Source organism: Peribacillus sp. B65 (assembly GCF_058513295.1).
Window position 1 is genome coordinate 3,665,578 of the sequence record NZ_CP195840.1, and the last position, 16,971, is coordinate 3,682,548.

21 protein-coding genes are annotated in these 16,971 nt (G+C 40.2%); 6 read left to right on the forward strand and 15 right to left on the reverse strand.

Going from position 1 to position 16,971, the window contains the following annotated elements:
- Positions 1–36: 36 nt before the first annotated feature.
- Both ACSR9O_RS17895 and ACSR9O_RS17900 read right to left on the reverse strand, forming a co-directional pair.
- A complete protein-coding gene (locus tag ACSR9O_RS17895; RefSeq protein WP_491724858.1) occupies positions 37–546 on the reverse strand; it encodes a pentapeptide repeat-containing protein in 510 nt (169 codons plus the stop codon).
- Between the two features lie 360 nt (positions 547–906).
- Entirely contained in the window at positions 907–1,389 is a 483-nt protein-coding gene (locus tag ACSR9O_RS17900; RefSeq protein ID WP_491724859.1) for a DUF4306 domain-containing protein, read from the reverse strand.
- A 135-nt stretch (positions 1,390–1,524) separates the two neighbouring features.
- On the opposite strand from ACSR9O_RS17900, the gene ACSR9O_RS17905 reads away from it, so the two are divergent.
- Positions 1,525–2,172 (forward strand): DUF6944 family repetitive protein, encoded by a 648-nt coding sequence (locus ACSR9O_RS17905; RefSeq protein WP_101224818.1) that lies wholly within the window; start codon positions 1,525–1,527, stop codon positions 2,170–2,172.
- Positions 2,173–2,438: 266 nt separating this feature from the next.
- Here the strand turns inward: ACSR9O_RS17905 and ACSR9O_RS17910 are convergent, their stop codons facing one another.
- Positions 2,439–2,840, reverse strand: a complete 402-nt coding sequence (locus ACSR9O_RS17910; RefSeq protein ID WP_101224819.1) for a hypothetical protein — start codon at positions 2,838–2,840, stop codon at positions 2,439–2,441.
- A 165-nt stretch (positions 2,841–3,005) separates the two neighbouring features.
- Between ACSR9O_RS17910 and ACSR9O_RS17915 the strand changes: the two genes are divergently transcribed.
- Positions 3,006–3,425: a MarR family winged helix-turn-helix transcriptional regulator gene (locus ACSR9O_RS17915; RefSeq protein WP_101225030.1), complete on the forward strand. Its 420-nt coding sequence runs from the start codon at positions 3,006–3,008 to the stop codon at positions 3,423–3,425.
- A 12-nt stretch (positions 3,426–3,437) separates the two neighbouring features.
- Positions 3,438–4,637 (forward strand): MFS transporter, encoded by a 1,200-nt coding sequence (locus ACSR9O_RS17920; RefSeq protein ID WP_491724860.1) that lies wholly within the window; start codon positions 3,438–3,440, stop codon positions 4,635–4,637.
- A gap of 80 nt (positions 4,638–4,717) precedes the next feature.
- On the opposite strand, the gene ACSR9O_RS17925 is transcribed toward ACSR9O_RS17920, so the two are convergent.
- The 9 genes from ACSR9O_RS17925 to ACSR9O_RS17965 form a co-directional block, all read right to left on the reverse strand.
- The gene (locus ACSR9O_RS17925) at positions 4,718–5,929 is read right to left on the reverse strand and encodes a hypothetical protein (protein WP_491724861.1); all 1,212 of its coding nucleotides are present in this window, start codon (positions 5,927–5,929) and stop codon (positions 4,718–4,720) included.
- A 24-nt stretch (positions 5,930–5,953) separates the two neighbouring features.
- Positions 5,954–6,781 carry a hypothetical protein gene (locus tag ACSR9O_RS17930; protein WP_101224822.1) on the reverse strand — a complete coding sequence of 276 codons (828 nt, stop codon included), beginning with the start codon at positions 6,779–6,781 and terminating at the stop codon, positions 5,954–5,956.
- Positions 6,778–7,464, reverse strand: a complete 687-nt coding sequence (locus ACSR9O_RS17935) for an ABC transporter ATP-binding protein (RefSeq protein WP_057279131.1) — start codon at positions 7,462–7,464, stop codon at positions 6,778–6,780. The genes ACSR9O_RS17930 and ACSR9O_RS17935 overlap by 4 nt, the downstream gene beginning before the upstream one ends.
- The gene (locus ACSR9O_RS17940) at positions 7,461–7,841 is read right to left on the reverse strand and encodes a GntR family transcriptional regulator (RefSeq protein ID WP_048686641.1); all 381 of its coding nucleotides are present in this window, start codon (positions 7,839–7,841) and stop codon (positions 7,461–7,463) included. Before ACSR9O_RS17940 ends, ACSR9O_RS17935 begins: the two co-directional genes overlap by 4 nt.
- 190 nt (positions 7,842–8,031) lie before the next feature.
- Positions 8,032–8,787 carry an AAA family ATPase gene (locus ACSR9O_RS17945; protein ID WP_101224823.1) on the reverse strand — a complete coding sequence of 252 codons (756 nt, stop codon included), beginning with the start codon at positions 8,785–8,787 and terminating at the stop codon, positions 8,032–8,034.
- Positions 8,788–9,030: 243 nt separating this feature from the next.
- Positions 9,031–9,492 carry a YdbC family protein gene (locus tag ACSR9O_RS17950; protein ID WP_157831121.1) on the reverse strand — a complete coding sequence of 154 codons (462 nt, stop codon included), beginning with the start codon at positions 9,490–9,492 and terminating at the stop codon, positions 9,031–9,033.
- Complete coding sequence (locus ACSR9O_RS17955) at positions 9,479–10,018, reverse strand: GrpB family protein (RefSeq protein ID WP_101224825.1); 540 nt, start codon at positions 10,016–10,018, stop codon at positions 9,479–9,481. The genes ACSR9O_RS17950 and ACSR9O_RS17955 overlap by 14 nt, the downstream gene beginning before the upstream one ends.
- Before the next feature lie 138 nt (positions 10,019–10,156).
- The gene (locus ACSR9O_RS17960; RefSeq protein WP_101224826.1) at positions 10,157–11,182 is read right to left on the reverse strand and encodes a 2-keto-3-deoxygluconate permease; all 1,026 of its coding nucleotides are present in this window, start codon (positions 11,180–11,182) and stop codon (positions 10,157–10,159) included.
- A gap of 84 nt (positions 11,183–11,266) precedes the next feature.
- Entirely contained in the window at positions 11,267–12,232 is a 966-nt protein-coding gene (locus ACSR9O_RS17965; RefSeq protein ID WP_101224827.1) for a sugar kinase, read from the reverse strand.
- Between the two features lie 309 nt (positions 12,233–12,541).
- On the opposite strand from ACSR9O_RS17965, the gene kduI reads away from it, so the two are divergent.
- The 3 genes from kduI to ACSR9O_RS17980 all read left to right on the forward strand — a co-directional run bounded on the left by kduI (position 12,542) and on the right by ACSR9O_RS17980 (position 15,384).
- The gene (gene kduI / locus ACSR9O_RS17970; protein WP_101225031.1) at positions 12,542–13,372 is read left to right on the forward strand and encodes a 5-dehydro-4-deoxy-D-glucuronate isomerase; all 831 of its coding nucleotides are present in this window, start codon (positions 12,542–12,544) and stop codon (positions 13,370–13,372) included.
- 47 nt (positions 13,373–13,419) lie between these two features.
- Positions 13,420–14,196: a 2-dehydro-3-deoxy-D-gluconate 5-dehydrogenase KduD gene (gene kduD / locus ACSR9O_RS17975; RefSeq protein ID WP_101224828.1), complete on the forward strand. Its 777-nt coding sequence runs from the start codon at positions 13,420–13,422 to the stop codon at positions 14,194–14,196.
- Between the two features lie 180 nt (positions 14,197–14,376).
- Complete coding sequence (locus ACSR9O_RS17980; protein WP_101224829.1) at positions 14,377–15,384, forward strand: LacI family DNA-binding transcriptional regulator; 1,008 nt, start codon at positions 14,377–14,379, stop codon at positions 15,382–15,384.
- Positions 15,385–15,494: 110 nt separating this feature from the next.
- Here the strand turns inward: ACSR9O_RS17980 and ACSR9O_RS17985 are convergent, their stop codons facing one another.
- Genes ACSR9O_RS17985 through ACSR9O_RS17995 form a run of 3 tightly spaced genes read right to left on the reverse strand, consistent with a single transcriptional unit; the run spans position 15,495 to position 16,907 of the window.
- Complete coding sequence (locus ACSR9O_RS17985; protein WP_491724862.1) at positions 15,495–15,998, reverse strand: GrpB family protein; 504 nt, start codon at positions 15,996–15,998, stop codon at positions 15,495–15,497.
- Positions 15,999–16,038: 40 nt separating this feature from the next.
- Positions 16,039–16,539, reverse strand: coding sequence for a hypothetical protein (locus ACSR9O_RS17990; protein WP_101224830.1), 501 nt, complete (start codon positions 16,537–16,539; stop codon positions 16,039–16,041).
- A complete protein-coding gene (locus tag ACSR9O_RS17995) occupies positions 16,536–16,907 on the reverse strand; it encodes a hypothetical protein (RefSeq protein ID WP_260356559.1) in 372 nt (123 codons plus the stop codon). The genes ACSR9O_RS17990 and ACSR9O_RS17995 overlap by 4 nt, the downstream gene beginning before the upstream one ends.
- Between the last annotated feature and the right edge of the window lie 64 nt (positions 16,908–16,971).

A 16,971-nucleotide genomic window follows, 5' to 3' on the forward strand; every position in this document is an offset into this window, starting at 1 on the left:
AACTCTCCATTAGCTCAATTTACATCTTAAAAAGGTTCACTCTTTAATTTTCAGTCCAAGCATGGCTGCAAAGACTATAGCTTGGTCCGGGGAAACTTCGCATCCCTTTAAATCCTCCGGGGATACGGTAAGCCTTTGAAATGTAGAACTGCTAATATCAATTCCTTTGAGCGGTGTCCGGGAAAAGTTCACTTCATTTAATCTGCATGTTTCAAACTTCACTTTAATGAATTTACATTCATAATAATCAGCACTTTCCAATGAGCAATGATCGAACTTCACTTGCTTTAAACTGGAATAACCAAAAGCACTTAAATTAAGGTTGCAATTCTCAAAGGAGACATTCCCTAAACTTGCGTCAGACAGGTTAATGCCTAAAAGTTTGGACTCTTTGAATTCCACCCGATGAATCGAGCCGCCCATGAAATCGGCATTCGTCAAATCGCAATGATCAAAAATGACATCCGTCAGCTCAATATTCCTGAATGATACATCGCTGAATGTCACATTTTTAAAAACAATCTGTGATAATACGATTTTTTCCATATTTTCTCTATCGATCGTGCAATTAGTTATGATACAGGACTCAAGATAAGGCTCATCTTGATAATATATTTCCTGAAAGTTCGCTTGGGGTAAGTCATGGGGAATCTTTGGCTGTTCAATTTTTATTTTGCCTGACATATTATCACCTTTTCGCTTTATTCTTCAATCACTGGATAACCCTATATCCAACCGATAAGGGTTCATCGCCGGTAATATAGCAACTGGTCTACTAAATTTCGACTTAACTATAAACTACATTTCAGTGAAGTTCAATCTAAGAATTTCGCGGAAATGACTATTATTTTTCGTTATTTTGTGTCATCTTTCCAAAAAAAAAAGCTGCCTCATTGGCAGCCTTGCTTACTTCATGAACGTATTGAATCCTCTTGGCATCCGGAAATAATATAGAACTCCACTAAATATGGCTATCATTCCGCCTATCAGAAAAAGTGCTTGAAAGATATTTCCTCCAACAGTCGGGGAATTGGATACAAAACCACTTGAAAGCAGAAAAAGGATACCCAATCCAAAGAAGAATAGTGCCATTTTTTTAATTCTTCTTTTGAATAGGATATATCCCGTAAGTATGATAAAGTACGATGCGGCTAAGACCATAAGAAGTGGAAATAGCGGCTTGAATTTTGCGGCATACACGAAATAATCAAAACTCGAAATATCATCTGCTTCCATCCTCTGATCATCATTAACTTGTGTGAAATGGGTGGAATACTTCCATTCCCAAGGTCTATCCAGGATTTCACTGCCTTCGTACCAGGTACAAAACATAAAAACGATAAAGAAAAGTGCAGTGATAATCATTTGTAAAAAATCGCTAAATGTCAATATCATCTCCTCCAGCTGTCATTATACCAATAAATGGTTAATTTTCAACCCGAGCTTATGGTGTTAAAGCAATATGTAAACAAACACTGTTTCCTGAATAATATAATCTAACCACTTTTAAGGAGCGTTTGAGATATGATCACTCATGGAGATGACCTCCTTATTTCAGGAGCATGGTTACTTGGCATCGGCACACTTGTAGGTGCAATCGGGCAAACCCGGCAAACTTTAACGGGGACTAACCTCGGAAAAGATCTTGTCCTCAAAGGGAATGGCATTGAGGCCGTTGGAAATTCGCTGCAAGCAATCGGCCGTTCGAAAATGCTGAACTCGGATAATGAACGATCGGAAACCTATTTCATATTCGGTGCTTGGCTTGAGGCTATTGGCAATATCGCAAATGCAGTTGGAATAGATATGCAGTTGAGTGGTTCAGAGGAAGAGGGCACCAGAACCGATGCACTTGGCAGTGGAATCCAAGGACTAGGTGCCGCATTTGAAGCATTCGGGGCATCATTGACGGAGGAGTCCATTTCACGCTCTTTTGAGATCAAGGGAAATGGACTCATTGCAGCCGGTTCTTTTTTGGAATCGGTCGGAAATATCTTCATTTTGAACGAAAAACGACGGATGGGAGAACAAATTCTTTTACTAGGCAGCTGGACCCAAGTTTTCGGTGCATTTATATTGATCGAGGCCTTTTCACTTGGCCCAGAACCCGAACCAGAGAAAGGGAAAGATGGACATAACGGCCATTATAGCTATGCCAACTATTGCGTATGATTAAGGGGCCGTGAGTTCGTTCTTCCTCCGATCGGGATCTTCGAAATATACAGCATAATGATCCTTCCCACCGGCAATTAATGTTTGTCGGCATAAAGGATGGCAAATCCTCTGCCCATTAACTTTCTAGTGATCTCATCAACATGATGCCGGGAAGCAGCAGACCCACTCGCTCGCCCTCTATGATAGGGAATGCGATAACCTTAAAGGTTTACAGCCCTTTCCCCCCGACCCCTTTATCAAAACCAACACTTACGCAGGTCCACTTATTTTAAGATTCCGTCATAAACCTCTCCGCCACCATTTATTTTGATAATTTTCAGGCGATTGGTATTTTTGACGAAAACGGTTTTATATTGTTTTTCACCGTTCAATTCAATAAGGAATACTCGCTTACCATCGTTATCCGTTTCCTTATTGAAAGTATAGTCTTCGTTGCCGATTTGCTCGATGATTTTGTCATATTCGGGCAAAGAAGACCACTTCTCATGTTTAGGACTTGTTTGAGTTTCTGTTTTCGAGGGTTGTTTTTGTTGTTCATTTTCAGTTTGGGTTTGATTTTCATCCGTTGTTTGGACTGATTTTTCCCCGTTTTCATCCGCTTTGTCATTATTGCAAGCAGTTAGCATTGTTGCTGCGGCAATTAACGCGATCATAGATTTATTCATGCTTCACATCATCTCCTATTCCTATATTCCCATTCATTTTAACTAAAAACCTGATTTAACTAAACAACACAAACCCGAGTGGACAGAATGGATTTATTTTGGTATTATAGTTACCCAGGATAACAATTACTCACGATAACTATATATTGATAAGAGGTGTTTCTGATAAAGACTTTCCAAAAATTCTTTCAGCAATTATTGCTGCTGTACCGGCCGTTTGAAAATAATCTTAATATCCAGCTGAACAAGCATGATTTACACAGGGCGCAATGGTCCATTTTACATTTCTTAATCAATAATGGTTCGGCGACGCTTGTAGAGCTTGCCAATTACCAAAGCGTGGAGAAACCCACGATTACGAGGACCATTGCCCGCTTGGAAGAGCTGGGGTATGTCGAGCATGTGCCAAGCAAAGATAAACGCGAGAAAAGGATGCGGCTTACGGAGCTTGGCAAACAGGTCTACAGCGAAGTCCGCGTGACAATCGATCAATATGAACAGGAAATCTTGAAAGGGATCACGGAAGAGGAACAACTCGCTGCCATACGCATCATGGGCGAAATAAGAAATAACATTATAAAGTAAGGAGATAATAACATGGATCAATCCAGAACCAGACTGTGGACGAAGGACTTTGTCATCGTTTCGTCCATCAATTTTTTCATCACATTAATCTTTTATTTACTGATGGTGACACTTGCCATCTATGCTGTTAATGAATTGGATGCTTCTACAAGTGAAGCCGGACTCATATCGGGTATTTTTATTATCGGGACGTTAATCGGACGTCTGTTCATCGGCCGTTTCATTGATTCAATCGGCCGGAAGAAAACATTATTCATAGGCTTGATCTTTTTCACTTTGACAACACTTCTTTATTTTGTGGACCTTGGAATTGGCTTCCTGCTTGTTAACCGCCTGATTCATGGGATGGCGATGGGGATGGCTAGTACTGCGACAGGCACGATCGTCGCCCAGATCATCCCGGCAACTCGAAAGGGAGAGGGCATCGGCTATTACAGCATGAGTGCAACGCTTGCGACGGCAATCGGTCCTTTCATCGGTCTGTATATGGCTCAACATACAAGCTTCCAAGTCATTTTCAGTTTCTGCCTGGCTTTAGGGGTAATCTCCCTGATTACAGCATTCTTCTTGTATGTCCCGGCATTGAAAGTGACGGCCAAAGTTACGGAAAGCAAAGGATTCAAGCTTTCCAATTTCATTGAACCTAAGGCACTGCCCATCTCAATCATCACTTTGTTATTGGCATTCTGTTATTCCAGTGTCCTTTCTTTCATCAGTTTTTATGCCATTGAAATCGATCTGGTCAATACGGCAAGCTTCTTCTTTGTAGTTTACGCAGTAGCCGTATTGTTATCACGTCCTTTTTCAGGACCATTGATGGACCGGAAAGGATCGAACTTCATTATGTATCCGGCTTTCATTATTTTCGGAATCGGATTGCTCCTTCTAAGTATGACAACCAATAGTTTCACTTTACTGGCAGCAGGTTTCCTCATTGGCCTTGGATTCGGTAATATGCAATCCAGCTCGCAGGCGATTGCCGTTAAACTGACACCGCCTCACCGAATGGGGATGGCAACGTCCACCTTCTTTATCATGCTTGATGCAGGACTTGGATTCGGCCCTTATATTCTGGGATTCATCATTCCGGTAACAGGTTACAGCACACTTTATGTCATCCTGGGAGTTTTGGTCATCGCAACCTCCGTCCTTTACTACTTCTTGCACGGCAAGAAGGAACGTACAGCCAGAACGAACTTGGCTTCCATTTAAAATAAAAAGGGATATCCCATTGGGGGATATCCCTTTTTATTTTAAAGCTTTTTGAAACAGCTTCTAGCTATATTAGGTCCTTATTTTATTTCCAGGTCATCGATATAAAGTTCAAAACCTTTGCTGTTCTTTTTATTTATGATTGTTTCACCTTTATATAAAGTCTTTCCAGTCTTTATATCTGCAATCAGAAGTTTGGCAGGTTTGTATGTTAATAAGCCATCCTGATTCATTCCGTTCAATAGGAAGTACACACGCCCGTTCTTAATGGCAGCGAAGTATTGTTCCATTTTATTAGCAGCTATATCCAGCTCCGTGTCATTCGTTAACGTTTGACTGCTGAGGTCAAACGTTTTAATGCGGTATTTACCTGATTTCATGTCAACTACATAAAGGTTTTTTCCGTCTGTATATCCTGATCTAGCCATGTCCAGGCTAAGTGATTCTTTTTTAACCGTTTCTACTTTTTCCGTTTCATAATTATAAGATAAAAGCTTGCTTTCCTTTAGTTTTTCCTTAAAGCCATCCTCATGATTTACCCCTTTAATTAACGAAATGAATACCATGTTGTTTGGCTGGGAGGGAGCAAGATCGATTGGCATCTGAAAATCAACTTGTTCTGGGTCAGTAAAGGTTTCAGATACAAGGGTTTTATCGCTCAAGACTTTTTTATTGGCTACATCGATCGTATACAAATGAACCTCTTTTGTCTGCTTTTCATTGTTGGAATTCACATCATTCATCGTTAAAACCTGTAGTTTTGAATGGACCAACTGCACATCCCTGACATCAGCATTCATGATTCTCCCTTGATTCGGAAGTTCAATTTGGAATGAAGTTTCCTCTTCGTCCTTCTTCTCCAGTAAACCGATATCAAACTTTGCTTCCATATTCCCGCTCTTTGTATATTTGCTATTCACCCAAGCGTAAGCGAGAAAATCATCGTCTTCATATAAAGAACTAATGTAATCCTTGCCACGCATAAATGAACGATGTTCTTTTACCAATCTTTCAATTATATGATCTTGTCTTCCAGTTAAGTTCTCCAAGTAAGACCTTTCGCTGGCATATGTCGTTGTATTGGATTCAATTGTTAATGGTTCATAAAATGTACTGCCATTTTGAAGCGTAGCATGTATGATCACCGGATCAAGCTCTTTATCGCTGCCTTCCAGTGTCTTGAACGTATACTTTGGAAGGCTGGAAGCGGAGGAAGCTACTTTGACATAATAGGTCCCGATGCTTAAGATGACAACCATTCCAATAATGATGCTGCATAAATAACGTTTCACCTTGTTCACTCTCCTTTAAAGTTGTTATACGGTAACGCGATTTTTCAATAACCAAGCACCAAGCCAAACCGATAATCCTGTCAAAATGATCCCTATTGCGAGCATCAGGCCAAATAATTCATTAGGATAGAAATAGAAATTCCCGATTTCCATTAAAACTGGGGCTAAAAACAACACCGCAGCGATTCCGCAATATAACAAGCCCATTATGATTCCTTTTATGCGGAAACTTCTTTCAAACATGATCGCCGTGAATAATATCGACATGATCATAAGTCCTATGCCATAGGAAAGCAGGAATTGCGTGAACGTGCTTGGGATGATCAATGACAAAATCGGAATGAGTTTCGTAATGCTGTAAGTTGACATTTCATTCAAGAGCGCTTGTGGCACATTTGAATTAAATAGGGCATTTTCCATTGGTAAAATGATGATCTGGAAAGCAATCAACCCTAATACCATCAGGAAGATGGCCGTAGCTTTTGAAAGGTAGATCGATAATCTGGATGTTGGTAACATCAATAGACGATAAATGAACGTATTCTTTCCAAACCAATCACGATACCAAATAAGGAAAATGTAAAAAATAAGGGCAACCGCACTCAGCGCTATCGGTCCTACAAACAAGAGGGCATGGGCGATATGGCTAAAATCAATGCCTCCATAATTGGTAATATAAGCTGCTTCAGATAGTCTTTCTTCTTTCATGATATCCCTGGCATCTTTAAGAAGGCTTTTCGTTACGATGATCACTCCGGCAAATTGCGAAACCAAGGTGATCAACATTAAGCTAAGATAGATTTTACTGAAACGGTTGATTTCAAAGTTCACTAATTTTAAATATCGCATCATGATTGATACACCTCTCTCATTACATCGACTACCGATTTCCCTTCCTCTTCCCGCATTTCTTCTGTATTGAACTCTTTAAGCACCGAACCGTTATCCAATAAAATGACCTTATCTATCAAATGTTCAATATCACCGATTTCATGGGTCGTGATGATGACTCCTCTATCTTCAATCAGGTGGCTCGCAAAGACATCGGCAATTTGCTCGCGGCTAAACATATCGATTCCCGAAAATGGTTCGTCCATCAGTACATAATCGACGTCAAGGGACAAACCAAGCATCAGGTTGAGCTTAGCTGTATTCCCTTTTGACAATTCCGAAATGCGATTCTCCTCTTTAAGCTTGAAAAACCCCATTAGCTGGTTAGCTCTTTCCGGATTCCAGGACGTATAGAAATCCGACATGAAAACCATTGCCTGTTTAATGGTCATTTGCGGAAGCATGGTTGGTGCGTCCGGTATGAAGGTGATTTTTTCATAACTGTCCTTTGTCATCTTTTGATCATCGATCAGGATTTCACCTTTATATGGCGTCAATCCCATGATCGCTTTGAGTGTAGTCGTTTTACCGACACCATTTATCCCGATCAGACAAGTGACTTCCCCTTTATTGGCTGTAAATGAAACATCATCCAAGATCTTTTTCCGTCCATAATTCTTGGAGATCTTTTTTACTTCAATCATTGTTCTTCCTCCTCCCTTATTTCTTCCGAGTATTTTTCTTTAACCACACGAAGCAGTTCATCAACCGGTACATTAATCGGACGAATCGCATCGACAAACGTATCGACGGCTGCCAAAATCAGTTCCTGCCTTACAGCCTGTAAAATCGTTTCATTCGTCGTGATTTGACTGGGGAAATTTCGTTCTGTATGAATCAAGCCCTGTTCCTCCATTTCTTTATACGCTTTTTGAGCGGTATTGGGATTTATATTAAGTGAAGCCGCCAGTTCTCTTCGAGAGGGAATTTCCTGCCCAGCCACGAAATTACCAATGGCTATTTGTTCTTTAAAATGCCTAACGACTTGCAGATATACCGGTTCCCGGGTATTTACGTTCATTAAAACCACCCCCTATTTATTTAAAAAAGTCTGATATCTGTGTATGTACTAAGTGGTTCATACACCTTATGGATGTACTATACCCGTAATACACCTAGCTGTCAACAACCAATTCCAAAAAAATGAAAACCCCGAATGCGCAGTGCAGTCGGGGTTTTCATTAGTTGCTTTTAATGGAGATGCTAAAATCTCATTGAAATAGATGATGAAGCAGACGATCTTTATCTTCAAAAAACTGTTTCATTAACAAATAGTGATTGGACTCCTCTAACGTCACCTCACTCATTCCCTCATCTGAAATTTGGAGGATTTTAGCATCCGGGTAGGCCATGATGATCGGGGAATGGGTGGAAATGATGAATTGGGAACCTTGTTGAACAAGCTCATTTATCCTGGCTAGCATCGATATTTGTCTCAATGGCGACAAAGCAGCTTCAGGCTCATCGAGGATATACAATCCATCGCCTTGAAATCGTTCTACAAAAGCAGAAAAAAACGATTCCCCATGAGATTGCTGGTGTAGCGATTTTCCACCGAAGGAATCGATGATTTTCGACCCAAACGATGACTCCTTGTCCAATTCCTCTATATTCGTAGCTAAATTATAAAAGGTTTCCGCCCTAAAGAAAAAATGATCCTTCGGTTTGTATACGCCTTTTTTCAAACGGAGGTATTCGTCCAAATTGGAATGTGAATCATAATTGGAGAAATTGAAATTTAACGTTCCGCCTTCCGGATTGAAGCCATACGCAATCGCAATACCTTCAAGCAAGGTGGACTTCCCCATTCCATTTTCCCCGATGACATAGGTAACACTGGGATGAAAAGCAACTTCCTGAAGGTGCTTGATAACCGGCAGATCAAGTGGGAAATGGTCATACGAAGATATTCGATCTCTATTCAGGTAGATGCCCCTGATGTACTGTGAATCATAATCTAGTTTCATTTGTAATCACCTTCTGTAGAATATATTTAGAGCTCTGATATGTCCTTAACGTTCAAATTCAAGACGCCATAGGCTCAATTGATAGATTGATAATGTTCGATTCTAAATGACCACCCACTTTGGATGCAATTCAATTAAACTTCCTGTAATGCGATGGGTTGAAACGTTCACTCCCGATTCGTTTATCAGGGCAGGCAATTCCTTATCCGCATACCTTTGATGTGAAAATTCACTGTCCCATATTTAGGCGACAAGGTATCTGCCGTTTTGCCTTTTTCTACCGAATGCGCCAGACAGTATGCCCTTGCTCCCTACTTCTTTTAGCACCTGCTCAAAACGGGCTCGTTTATCCTTTTCAACAGAACAGTCAGCCACTCGCAGTAATTTCCCCTTGCCAAAAAAAGCTGTAATGTCTGTTGTTCCTATATTGAAAATACTCTCGAATATATCGACAGAAATATTTGTATAAGTACTTCCCTGGTCACTCTTCCCGAATATTGCATCATGCTCATGCTGCATGAAACTTTGATAGGCATGGAGATTTTTCCAAACGGAGAGAATGCCTGCTTCAAAGGGTCCATATCTATTCCACCCTCCGATTTGACCCATGAAACCAGCACAATGACGCAATTCTCCCCATCCCTCTTGTGCATTTGAAAATGAACGCTTGTTTTCCTCATTCACTTGGCATTTAATCCACTTCATTAACATGATGATCACCACGCTTCGCCCAATGTTTCGCTTTTTCATCAACCTTTTTGATAAAATCATTTTTCCCGTTAACATATCCTTTAATATCATCTGGGAATTCCGCTGCCAAGCGCTGCTTCAGCCTACTATATTTTTGTGCTTCATCAGGGTGTGATAGCAAATAATCCCGAAAAGCGAGGTGTCTGGCTATTTCCTTATGTCCTTTTTCAAACATGTGAATATGGTGCGTCCTATCATCCCCGCCTTTACGAAAAAACCGTCGTCCGGCAATTCCGTTCTCGCCCCTGGCATCATACCCTATCTCTTCCATCTCTTTATTAAAATCAGCCACACATTCCACATCTTTAACCACTGCCAAAATATCTATTACTGGCTTGGCATGGATGGCCGGTATGGCCGTACTGCCAATATGGTATAACTCTATCATTTCAGGCCCGAAAATATCCTCTAATTTTTGGCATTCATCATGAAATAGCTTTGACCATTCTTTCTTATATAGAACAACCTCGACCTTTCTCATGTAAGCCTCCTTGATAGGAATTGGCATTTACATTCCTTTTAATTATTTCCTTATTTTAACACCAGTGTGCATATATCACAAAAAAGCAGCCGGGATAATAACCCCGGTTGCTTTTTGGATAACGCTTACATTTTACTTTTACTTCGCTTTTTGTATGGAAGTCACATTCGGATCTTTCAAAATAGTTGGTTTCATGCTTCTTCGCTGCGGAATCCCTCTTTCTTCTTGTTTCTTGGCAACCCACATCGTCAGCATTGGTGTTAGGATTGCTGTCACCAATACACTTGTCGCAATGATTGCTGTTGCCGATTCTGCTACAGGAGCAAATTGCGGGTTTAACTCGGCAATGATGAAAGGTACAGCAACTGCGGCACCCGCTGTTGAAGAAGCCGCGACCCCAGCAACACCATCGGAGCCAGTAACGTAACGGTCCAGCAGATATAAGACACCTCCGGAAAGGAAGACGACGGCAACACCCATTAAAATACCCATGAATCCGGATTTTAAGATCATGCCAAAATCCAACCCGAATCCTAGAGCCAATGCGAAGAACGGGATAAGGACCGGTACTGCCTGTCCAAAGAATTCCCGGCACTCTTTATCGATATTCCCTACAATCATCCCGACTGCAAATGGAATCAATGTAGAGACAATTGTTTGCCATGGGAAGGTTGCAAGGCCTCCAACACCGAGGATGATCATCGTGAAGAACGGTCCGCTTTCAATACTGATGAACGGGAATGCCGCAGCATCTTCCGTTCTGCCCAATTTTGTCATGAGTGCGGTATAAAGACCACCGTTCGTTTCATTAAAAGCCGCTATCAGCACTAAAACTGAAAGACCGGAAAAGAGACCAGTTTGAATCCCATTCTCTGGAAGAAGCAAAGCTGCACCATATCCTAATAATGCCGCAAAAACGACTTTACCGATAAGCAACGTAAATCCTTTTCTTGCAATATACCCGGATTGCTTAACATCTATCGTAGCTCCGACACAAAAGAAAAAGACGGCTAGTATCGATGCGGTACCCGTTAGCATCGCACCTGTAAATCCACCAAAGAAGGTTGCTGTGTCAGGAAAAATAGTATGTATCAAAGCACCTATGAACAACGGGACAACCATCATGCCACCAGGGATTTTTTCTATTGCGGCTTTTATTCTCATCACAATCTCTCCACTTCATTATCAAATTTATGATTATTTGTAATTGGAAGTCTAGTTGTGGAGTTAACTGGTTGCAGTTATCGATCAATCAACGTTTAATAGTTTGTTCTGGCTTTCAATAAAGTCCTGTAATTTTTTCCGGCTGGGCATACCATCCATATCACCAGGAGACATGACTTGCAGTGCGCCAATCGCATTACCCCGAGTAACGGCTTCCATCGTGGATATACCTTCAAGCAAGCCGCTGATCACCCCGACGGCAAAACCATCGCCGGCCCCTACTGTATCAACGACTTTTTCGGGTACAAATCCTTTAATATACCCTTCTTCATTCGCATTTTTATAATAGGCTCCCTCTGCTCCAAGCTTGATGACAATCATTTTAACTCCTTTGTTCAAATAAAATTCGGCCACCTCCTCAGGTGTTTGGAGTCCTGTTAAAACTTCCGCTTCAGACATGCCTGGAAGAAAGAAATCACAAATGTAAGCTAGCTGATTAATGCAATCCACCATTTTTTGTTTATCCGGCCATAGGTTAGGCCGTAAATTTGGATCAAATGAAACGGTTTTTCCTTGATTCCTCATAAATTTCATGGCAGCAACGGTAAATTCATGGCAGCTTTCAGATAATGCGGATGGGATACCTGTTGCATGCAGATGTTTAGCCTGCAGAAAATATTCTTCCGAGAAGTCGTCAATTTCCAGAGTAGAAGCTGCTGAATTTTTTCTGAAATATTCCACTTCTGGGTCTCCATCCAGCACTTTAGATTTGATTAGCATTCCTGTCGGGTGATCACTTGTAAAAAGGATACCTGTCGTGTCGACTTTTTCTTTATTCAATTCTCCGATGATGAACTTACCGAAACTGTCGTTGCCAAGTTTCGTCATATAAGCAACATCTAAATCAAGACGCGCCAATCCGCAAGCTACGTTTGATTCGGCTCCCGCAATCGCTCGGGAAAAGGATTTAACTTCGTGTAAAGGTTCTGCTTCATTTGCATAGAACATGGTCATCGGTTCCCCAAAAGTGATCACATCTAATTCTTTCATTCCTAATTCCCCCTGAAAAAGGTGTATTACGGTTTAGTAAACCCGAACCGTAAGAAAGCGCTTTCTTTTTATTAAAGTCAGATTACCATATAAACCAGTTTTTAACAATACTAATCTTCATATTTTTATTTTGCATAAAAACATAGTTTTAATCATTTATTTCTTCTTTTATACTGATTAATCTACTAAAATTTTCTATTATCATTGACTATTTGGAAAATATTATATATATTTTTAATATTGGTAGCGCTAACATTTTGAATATTCACGATAAACCGTTTTACTAAATAGGAGGTTATTTATATGCATATGGAAAAACGTTATTCCATACATCCGTCACAAGCCAAACACTTTGATACAAGTGAAATCCGCAAAAACTTTTTAGTGGAAAATTTATTTCTCGATGATGACGTTTCTTTATGCTATTCCCTTGATGACAGGATCATCATAGGAGGAATCAAACCCGTTTCTAAAGAGGTCAAGCTTGAGGGCCATGATTTCATAAAAGCTGATTATTTTCTTCAACGAAGAGAATTAGGTGTATTTAATATAGGGGGATCAGGAAGGATCTCAGTTGATGGAGAAGTATATCCCCTTCAAAATCGTGATTGTCTTTATATAGGATTAGGTTGTAAAGAGCTGATTTTCAGTAGTGATTCAGACTCCGAACCTGCTAAATTTTATTTAGCCTCTGCTCCAGCACATAAAAATTACCCCATTCAACACGTAGCATTCAAGGAAGTGCAAGGTGATGAAATGGGATCACAGGAAACGGCAAATAAGCGGACGATTCGCAGAATGATTCATGAAAAAGGGATCCAAAGCTGCCAACTGTGTATGGGAATGACTGAATTGGCCCCAGGAAATGTCTGGAACTCCATGCCTCCTCATGTTCATGACCGCAGAGTGGAAGTTTATATGTATTTTGACTTAGCAGAAGATGCCATTTTGTTCCACATGATGGGGGAACCCGATGAAACAAGGCATATTGTAATGAAAAATGAACAAGCTGTCATTTCACCTCCATGGTCCATACATAGTGGTTCCGCTACAAGCAACTACACATTTATTTGGGCAATGGCCGGAGAGAATTATACATATGAGGATATGGATAACTTTCCTATTTCAGAAATGAAGTAACATGCTAAGAATGGTTTACTAATCCATATGGGGATGGAGGAAACAAGATGAGTTTACTGGATTTTTCAATGGACTTTTTCAGCTTAAAAGGGAAAGTTGCCATCGTAACAGGAGGAAATACGGGATTAGGACAAGGATATGCGGTTGCTTTAGCAAAAGCAGGTGCAGATGTTTTTATCGTTGCCCATGGTGACAATTGGCAGGAAACAAAGGATTTAATCGAAACGACCGGCCAAAAAGCAGTCTTTTATCAAGCAGAACTTACGAATAAAGACAGCCTTAAAGGTGTTGTAAAAGGCTGTCTTGATGCATACGGGAAAATCGATATCCTTGTTAATAATGCAGGAACGATTCGCCGGGCTCCTTTATTGGAATATAAAGACGAAGATTGGAATGCAGTAATGGACATTAACCTAAATTCCCTGTATTTTCTTAGTCAGTTAGTTGCCAAAGAAATGGTTGAACAAGGCAGCGGAAAAATCATAAATATCGCTTCGATGCTAACCTTCCAAGGAGGGAAGTTCGTTCCGGCATATACAGCGAGTAAACATGGCGTTGCCGGGCTGACTAAAGCATTCGCTAATGAATTGGCGTCTAAAAACATTCAAATAAACGCGATTGCCCCAGGATATATTGAAACGGCCAATACTGCCGCGCTACGTGCAGATGAGTCAAGAAACAAGGACATTCTCTCAAGGATCCCGGCTGAAAAATGGGGAACACCATTTGATGTCATGGGAACCGTCGTTTTTCTTGCAAGCAAGGCCTCTGACTATATGAATGGCCATATTCTCGCTGTCGATGGAGGCTGGCTCGTTCGTTAATGATTAAGGTTTGCAAATGAATATGTTTATGGTTAACACCCTTAGCCAAAGTGCTTAGGGTGTTTCTTACATCCAATGTTTAACAAAACCTGCTAACTGGCGTTGGAATCGTAATGCTCCTTTGTTATGATGAAGGTAACCCGTTCTATTTCAAGAAATAATATCCTTTAGGAGAACATCATGAAAAAAAAGAAAACAACCATATCAGATGTTGCTGAGAAGGCCGGTGTTTCCAAAAGTACGGTTTCTCAATATATTAACCAACGTTTTCGTTATATGAGTGCTGAAACAAAAAACAGAATCGAGCAAGTCATCCAAGAACTTGATTTTCGCCCCAATGATAATGCCAGGAATTTAAAAGTGAAAAAAACAAAAGTCATAGGCATACTCGTAGCAAATATTTTACATACTTTATCCACCGAAATCATTCGTACCGTAGAAGAACAGCTTCAGCAGCATGGCATGAAGGTATTCATATGTGACTCAGCCGATGACCCAGAGAAAGAAAAAGAATACCTTGATTTGCTGGTTTCCACGCAAGTAGATGGAATCATCATTTTTCCGGTTGGAAATGATTTTAAAGTCTATAATTACTTGATCGATCATTCAATTCCAATGGTTTTCGTTGATCGGTTAGTAGATGGAGTTACATCCGATTCCGTTCTTTTGGACAATCATGCTGCAATCTTTTTAGCTGTTTCCATGCTGGCTGAAAAAGGACACGAAAATATTGCTTTTTTAACCTTACCGATTGATATCCCGATCACACCAAGATTGGAGAGAATCGAAGGATTCAAAAAAGCGATGGCATCTCATAAATTGGAAGTCAGGGAGGATGATATTCATTCTTTACCAAGAAATCGAATTCAAGAAAAATTGGCCCAGATATTCGATGCAGAAAAACCTCCAACAGCCATAGTGGCAGGAAATGATTTAGTGTTACGTGAAATCCTTAGCTATTTGAAAAAGCAAAAAATCTCGATCCCTGGGGAAGTGGCCATTGTCAGCATTGATGATGTCGCTTATACGGAGTTTTATGAACCCTCCATTACAACAATCGGACAACCAATACAACAAATGGGCATTAAAACAGCAGAGTTATTATTGAACCGGATAACCAATTCAGATCAGACTCCGTACATTACTTACCGGTTTGCCCCTGAACTAATTGTTCGGAGTTCATGCTAATTGATCATACAAAAACGGCAGTTTAAATTGACTGCCGTTACCTCTTGTCCTAAGAAAAGCTAACCTTTGGTGTTTCATTTTCTTTCAGTTAAGAAACATGGCAAGAACTATCATCTTGCTGACTCTATGACATTTTGGATAAATGGAGCTTTTGCTTTCGTGTACCCCACTATATCCCCAGGATGCTTTTGAGCTAAGGATAATTTTAATTCCTGATATTGTTTCCGTACGTCAGGATGGCTTCTTAGATAGTCCCTGAACGAAAGTTGATTCTTCCATTGTCCACTTCCGAATTTATAGATATGCAAATGATGTGTCCCCGCTCTCCATTGGCCTTTTCTAAAAAAACGCCTTTCGGGAAATTCCTGATGCGGGACAAATTCATATCCAATCGATTTCAAGGGCTCAATGAATGTGTCTGCTACATCTAAATGCCGGACGCCAACCATGATGTCCAAAATCGGTTTTGCCCCCAACCCTATGACAGATGTACTTCCAATATGCTCAACACAAAGGCAAGAGTTCTTTAAAACCCCCATTATCCTCGCTTTTTCCTGTTGAAATTCATTAACCCAATCAGGGTTATAATCCTCGATCTTTACTGTTTTCTCCATATAATCACTCAACTTTTCAGGTAAAAGATATTATCAGCCATTATTTCTCATCACGTGACCATTTGACGATCGGATCTTGCGTACTCGGCTCATAGTAAGTTCCGACATACACCTTTTCTTTCCCGGTTATTTTATTCGTTCGGATGACTGTATATCTTCCTTTATCATAATTTTTGGTAAGATAATATTTCCGGTAAGAAAACCCTTTTTCGGGGCCGGTTAATTTCTCTTTAGTTTTATACGCTTCCGGCTTGTTCAAGCTCTCTTTCACTACACTTCTAATATTCAGCGGAGTTCCCTCAAGCTTAACATCACTCCGGAAATCGGCGCTCCTAGTCTCGGCTTTCCCTAAAGGCACGGATGCCATTTCGATCGTTTCTTGGGTTTGTTCCGAGAATGATTTTGTGACACTGTATGAATACAGGATATTCATGGAACTTATATTGTCTTTCATTTTGCCAGCAAATTCAGGCATGGCAAAATTCAATAGAAAAGTGATCGATATACATACGATTAATAAAGTAAGCGAAATTTTCTTCATATTTCCTCTTTCTCAACTATGTATTCTTGTAATCCAACTTGTTCATTTTCCTTTGGAATAATTCCAAATTTAGCGATTAATAGAATGGCAAGAAAACCAAAACAGCAAAAACTAGTATTATCACTTGTAATAAATGAAGCCGGTATAATACGAGATGAGAGTAATGAATTCAAAATATAAGAAAAAAGAAAACCCGAATAGGATAGGCAAATCAGGTAGTTTCCAATCAATACCCTCTTGTAATGAACATACTCCGACTTATTTCCGTTCCTGATACTGACACAATGTCTAAATTGCCTAATGAGGCCGTATGTGAAACCAATAATTAACATGACTGCAATGAGAAAATCAATTATTGCTTCCTCCACTTTTACCCCTCCTTGCCCTAAAAAACTTGTAAAATATTACATTAAACTCATCATATACCATTTA

What these genes read in the sequence shown, in the direction of transcription:
- ACSR9O_RS17935 (WP_057279131.1), bottom strand. Translation starts at nt 7,464, where the DNA reads ATGATTGAAGTAAAAAAGATCTCCAAGAATTATGGACGGAAAAAGATC.
- ACSR9O_RS17945 (WP_101224823.1), bottom strand. Translation starts at nt 8,787, where the DNA reads ATGAAACTAGATTATGATTCACAGTACATCAGGGGCATCTACCTGAAT.
- ACSR9O_RS17960 (WP_101224826.1), bottom strand. Translation starts at nt 11,182, where the DNA reads ATGAGAATAAAAGCCGCAATAGAAAAAATCCCTGGTGGCATGATGGTT.
- kduD (WP_101224828.1), top strand. Translation starts at nt 13,420, where the DNA reads ATGAGTTTACTGGATTTTTCAATGGACTTTTTCAGCTTAAAAGGGAAA.
- ACSR9O_RS17940 (WP_048686641.1), bottom strand. Translation starts at nt 7,841, where the DNA reads ATGAACGTAAATACCCGGGAACCGGTATATCTGCAAGTCGTTAGGCAT.
- ACSR9O_RS17985 (WP_491724862.1), bottom strand. Translation starts at nt 15,998, where the DNA reads ATGGAGAAAACAGTAAAGATCGAGGATTATAACCCTGATTGGGTTAAT.
- kduI (WP_101225031.1), top strand. Translation starts at nt 12,542, where the DNA reads ATGGAAAAACGTTATTCCATACATCCGTCACAAGCCAAACACTTTGAT.
- ACSR9O_RS17920 (WP_491724860.1), top strand. Translation starts at nt 3,438, where the DNA reads ATGGATCAATCCAGAACCAGACTGTGGACGAAGGACTTTGTCATCGTT.
- ACSR9O_RS17930 (WP_101224822.1), bottom strand. Translation starts at nt 6,781, where the DNA reads ATGATGCGATATTTAAAATTAGTGAACTTTGAAATCAACCGTTTCAGT.
- ACSR9O_RS17980 (WP_101224829.1), top strand. Translation starts at nt 14,377, where the DNA reads ATGAAAAAAAAGAAAACAACCATATCAGATGTTGCTGAGAAGGCCGGT.
- ACSR9O_RS17950 (WP_157831121.1), bottom strand. Translation starts at nt 9,492, where the DNA reads ATGAAGTGGATTAAATGCCAAGTGAATGAGGAAAACAAGCGTTCATTT.
- ACSR9O_RS17905 (WP_101224818.1), top strand. Translation starts at nt 1,525, where the DNA reads ATGATCACTCATGGAGATGACCTCCTTATTTCAGGAGCATGGTTACTT.
- ACSR9O_RS17955 (WP_101224825.1), bottom strand. Translation starts at nt 10,018, where the DNA reads ATGAGAAAGGTCGAGGTTGTTCTATATAAGAAAGAATGGTCAAAGCTA.
- ACSR9O_RS17990 (WP_101224830.1), bottom strand. Translation starts at nt 16,539, where the DNA reads ATGAAGAAAATTTCGCTTACTTTATTAATCGTATGTATATCGATCACT.
- ACSR9O_RS17895 (WP_491724858.1), bottom strand. Translation starts at nt 546, where the DNA reads ATGGAAAAAATCGTATTATCACAGATTGTTTTTAAAAATGTGACATTC.
- ACSR9O_RS17910 (WP_101224819.1), bottom strand. Translation starts at nt 2,840, where the DNA reads ATGAATAAATCTATGATCGCGTTAATTGCCGCAGCAACAATGCTAACT.
- ACSR9O_RS17965 (WP_101224827.1), bottom strand. Translation starts at nt 12,232, where the DNA reads ATGAAAGAATTAGATGTGATCACTTTTGGGGAACCGATGACCATGTTC.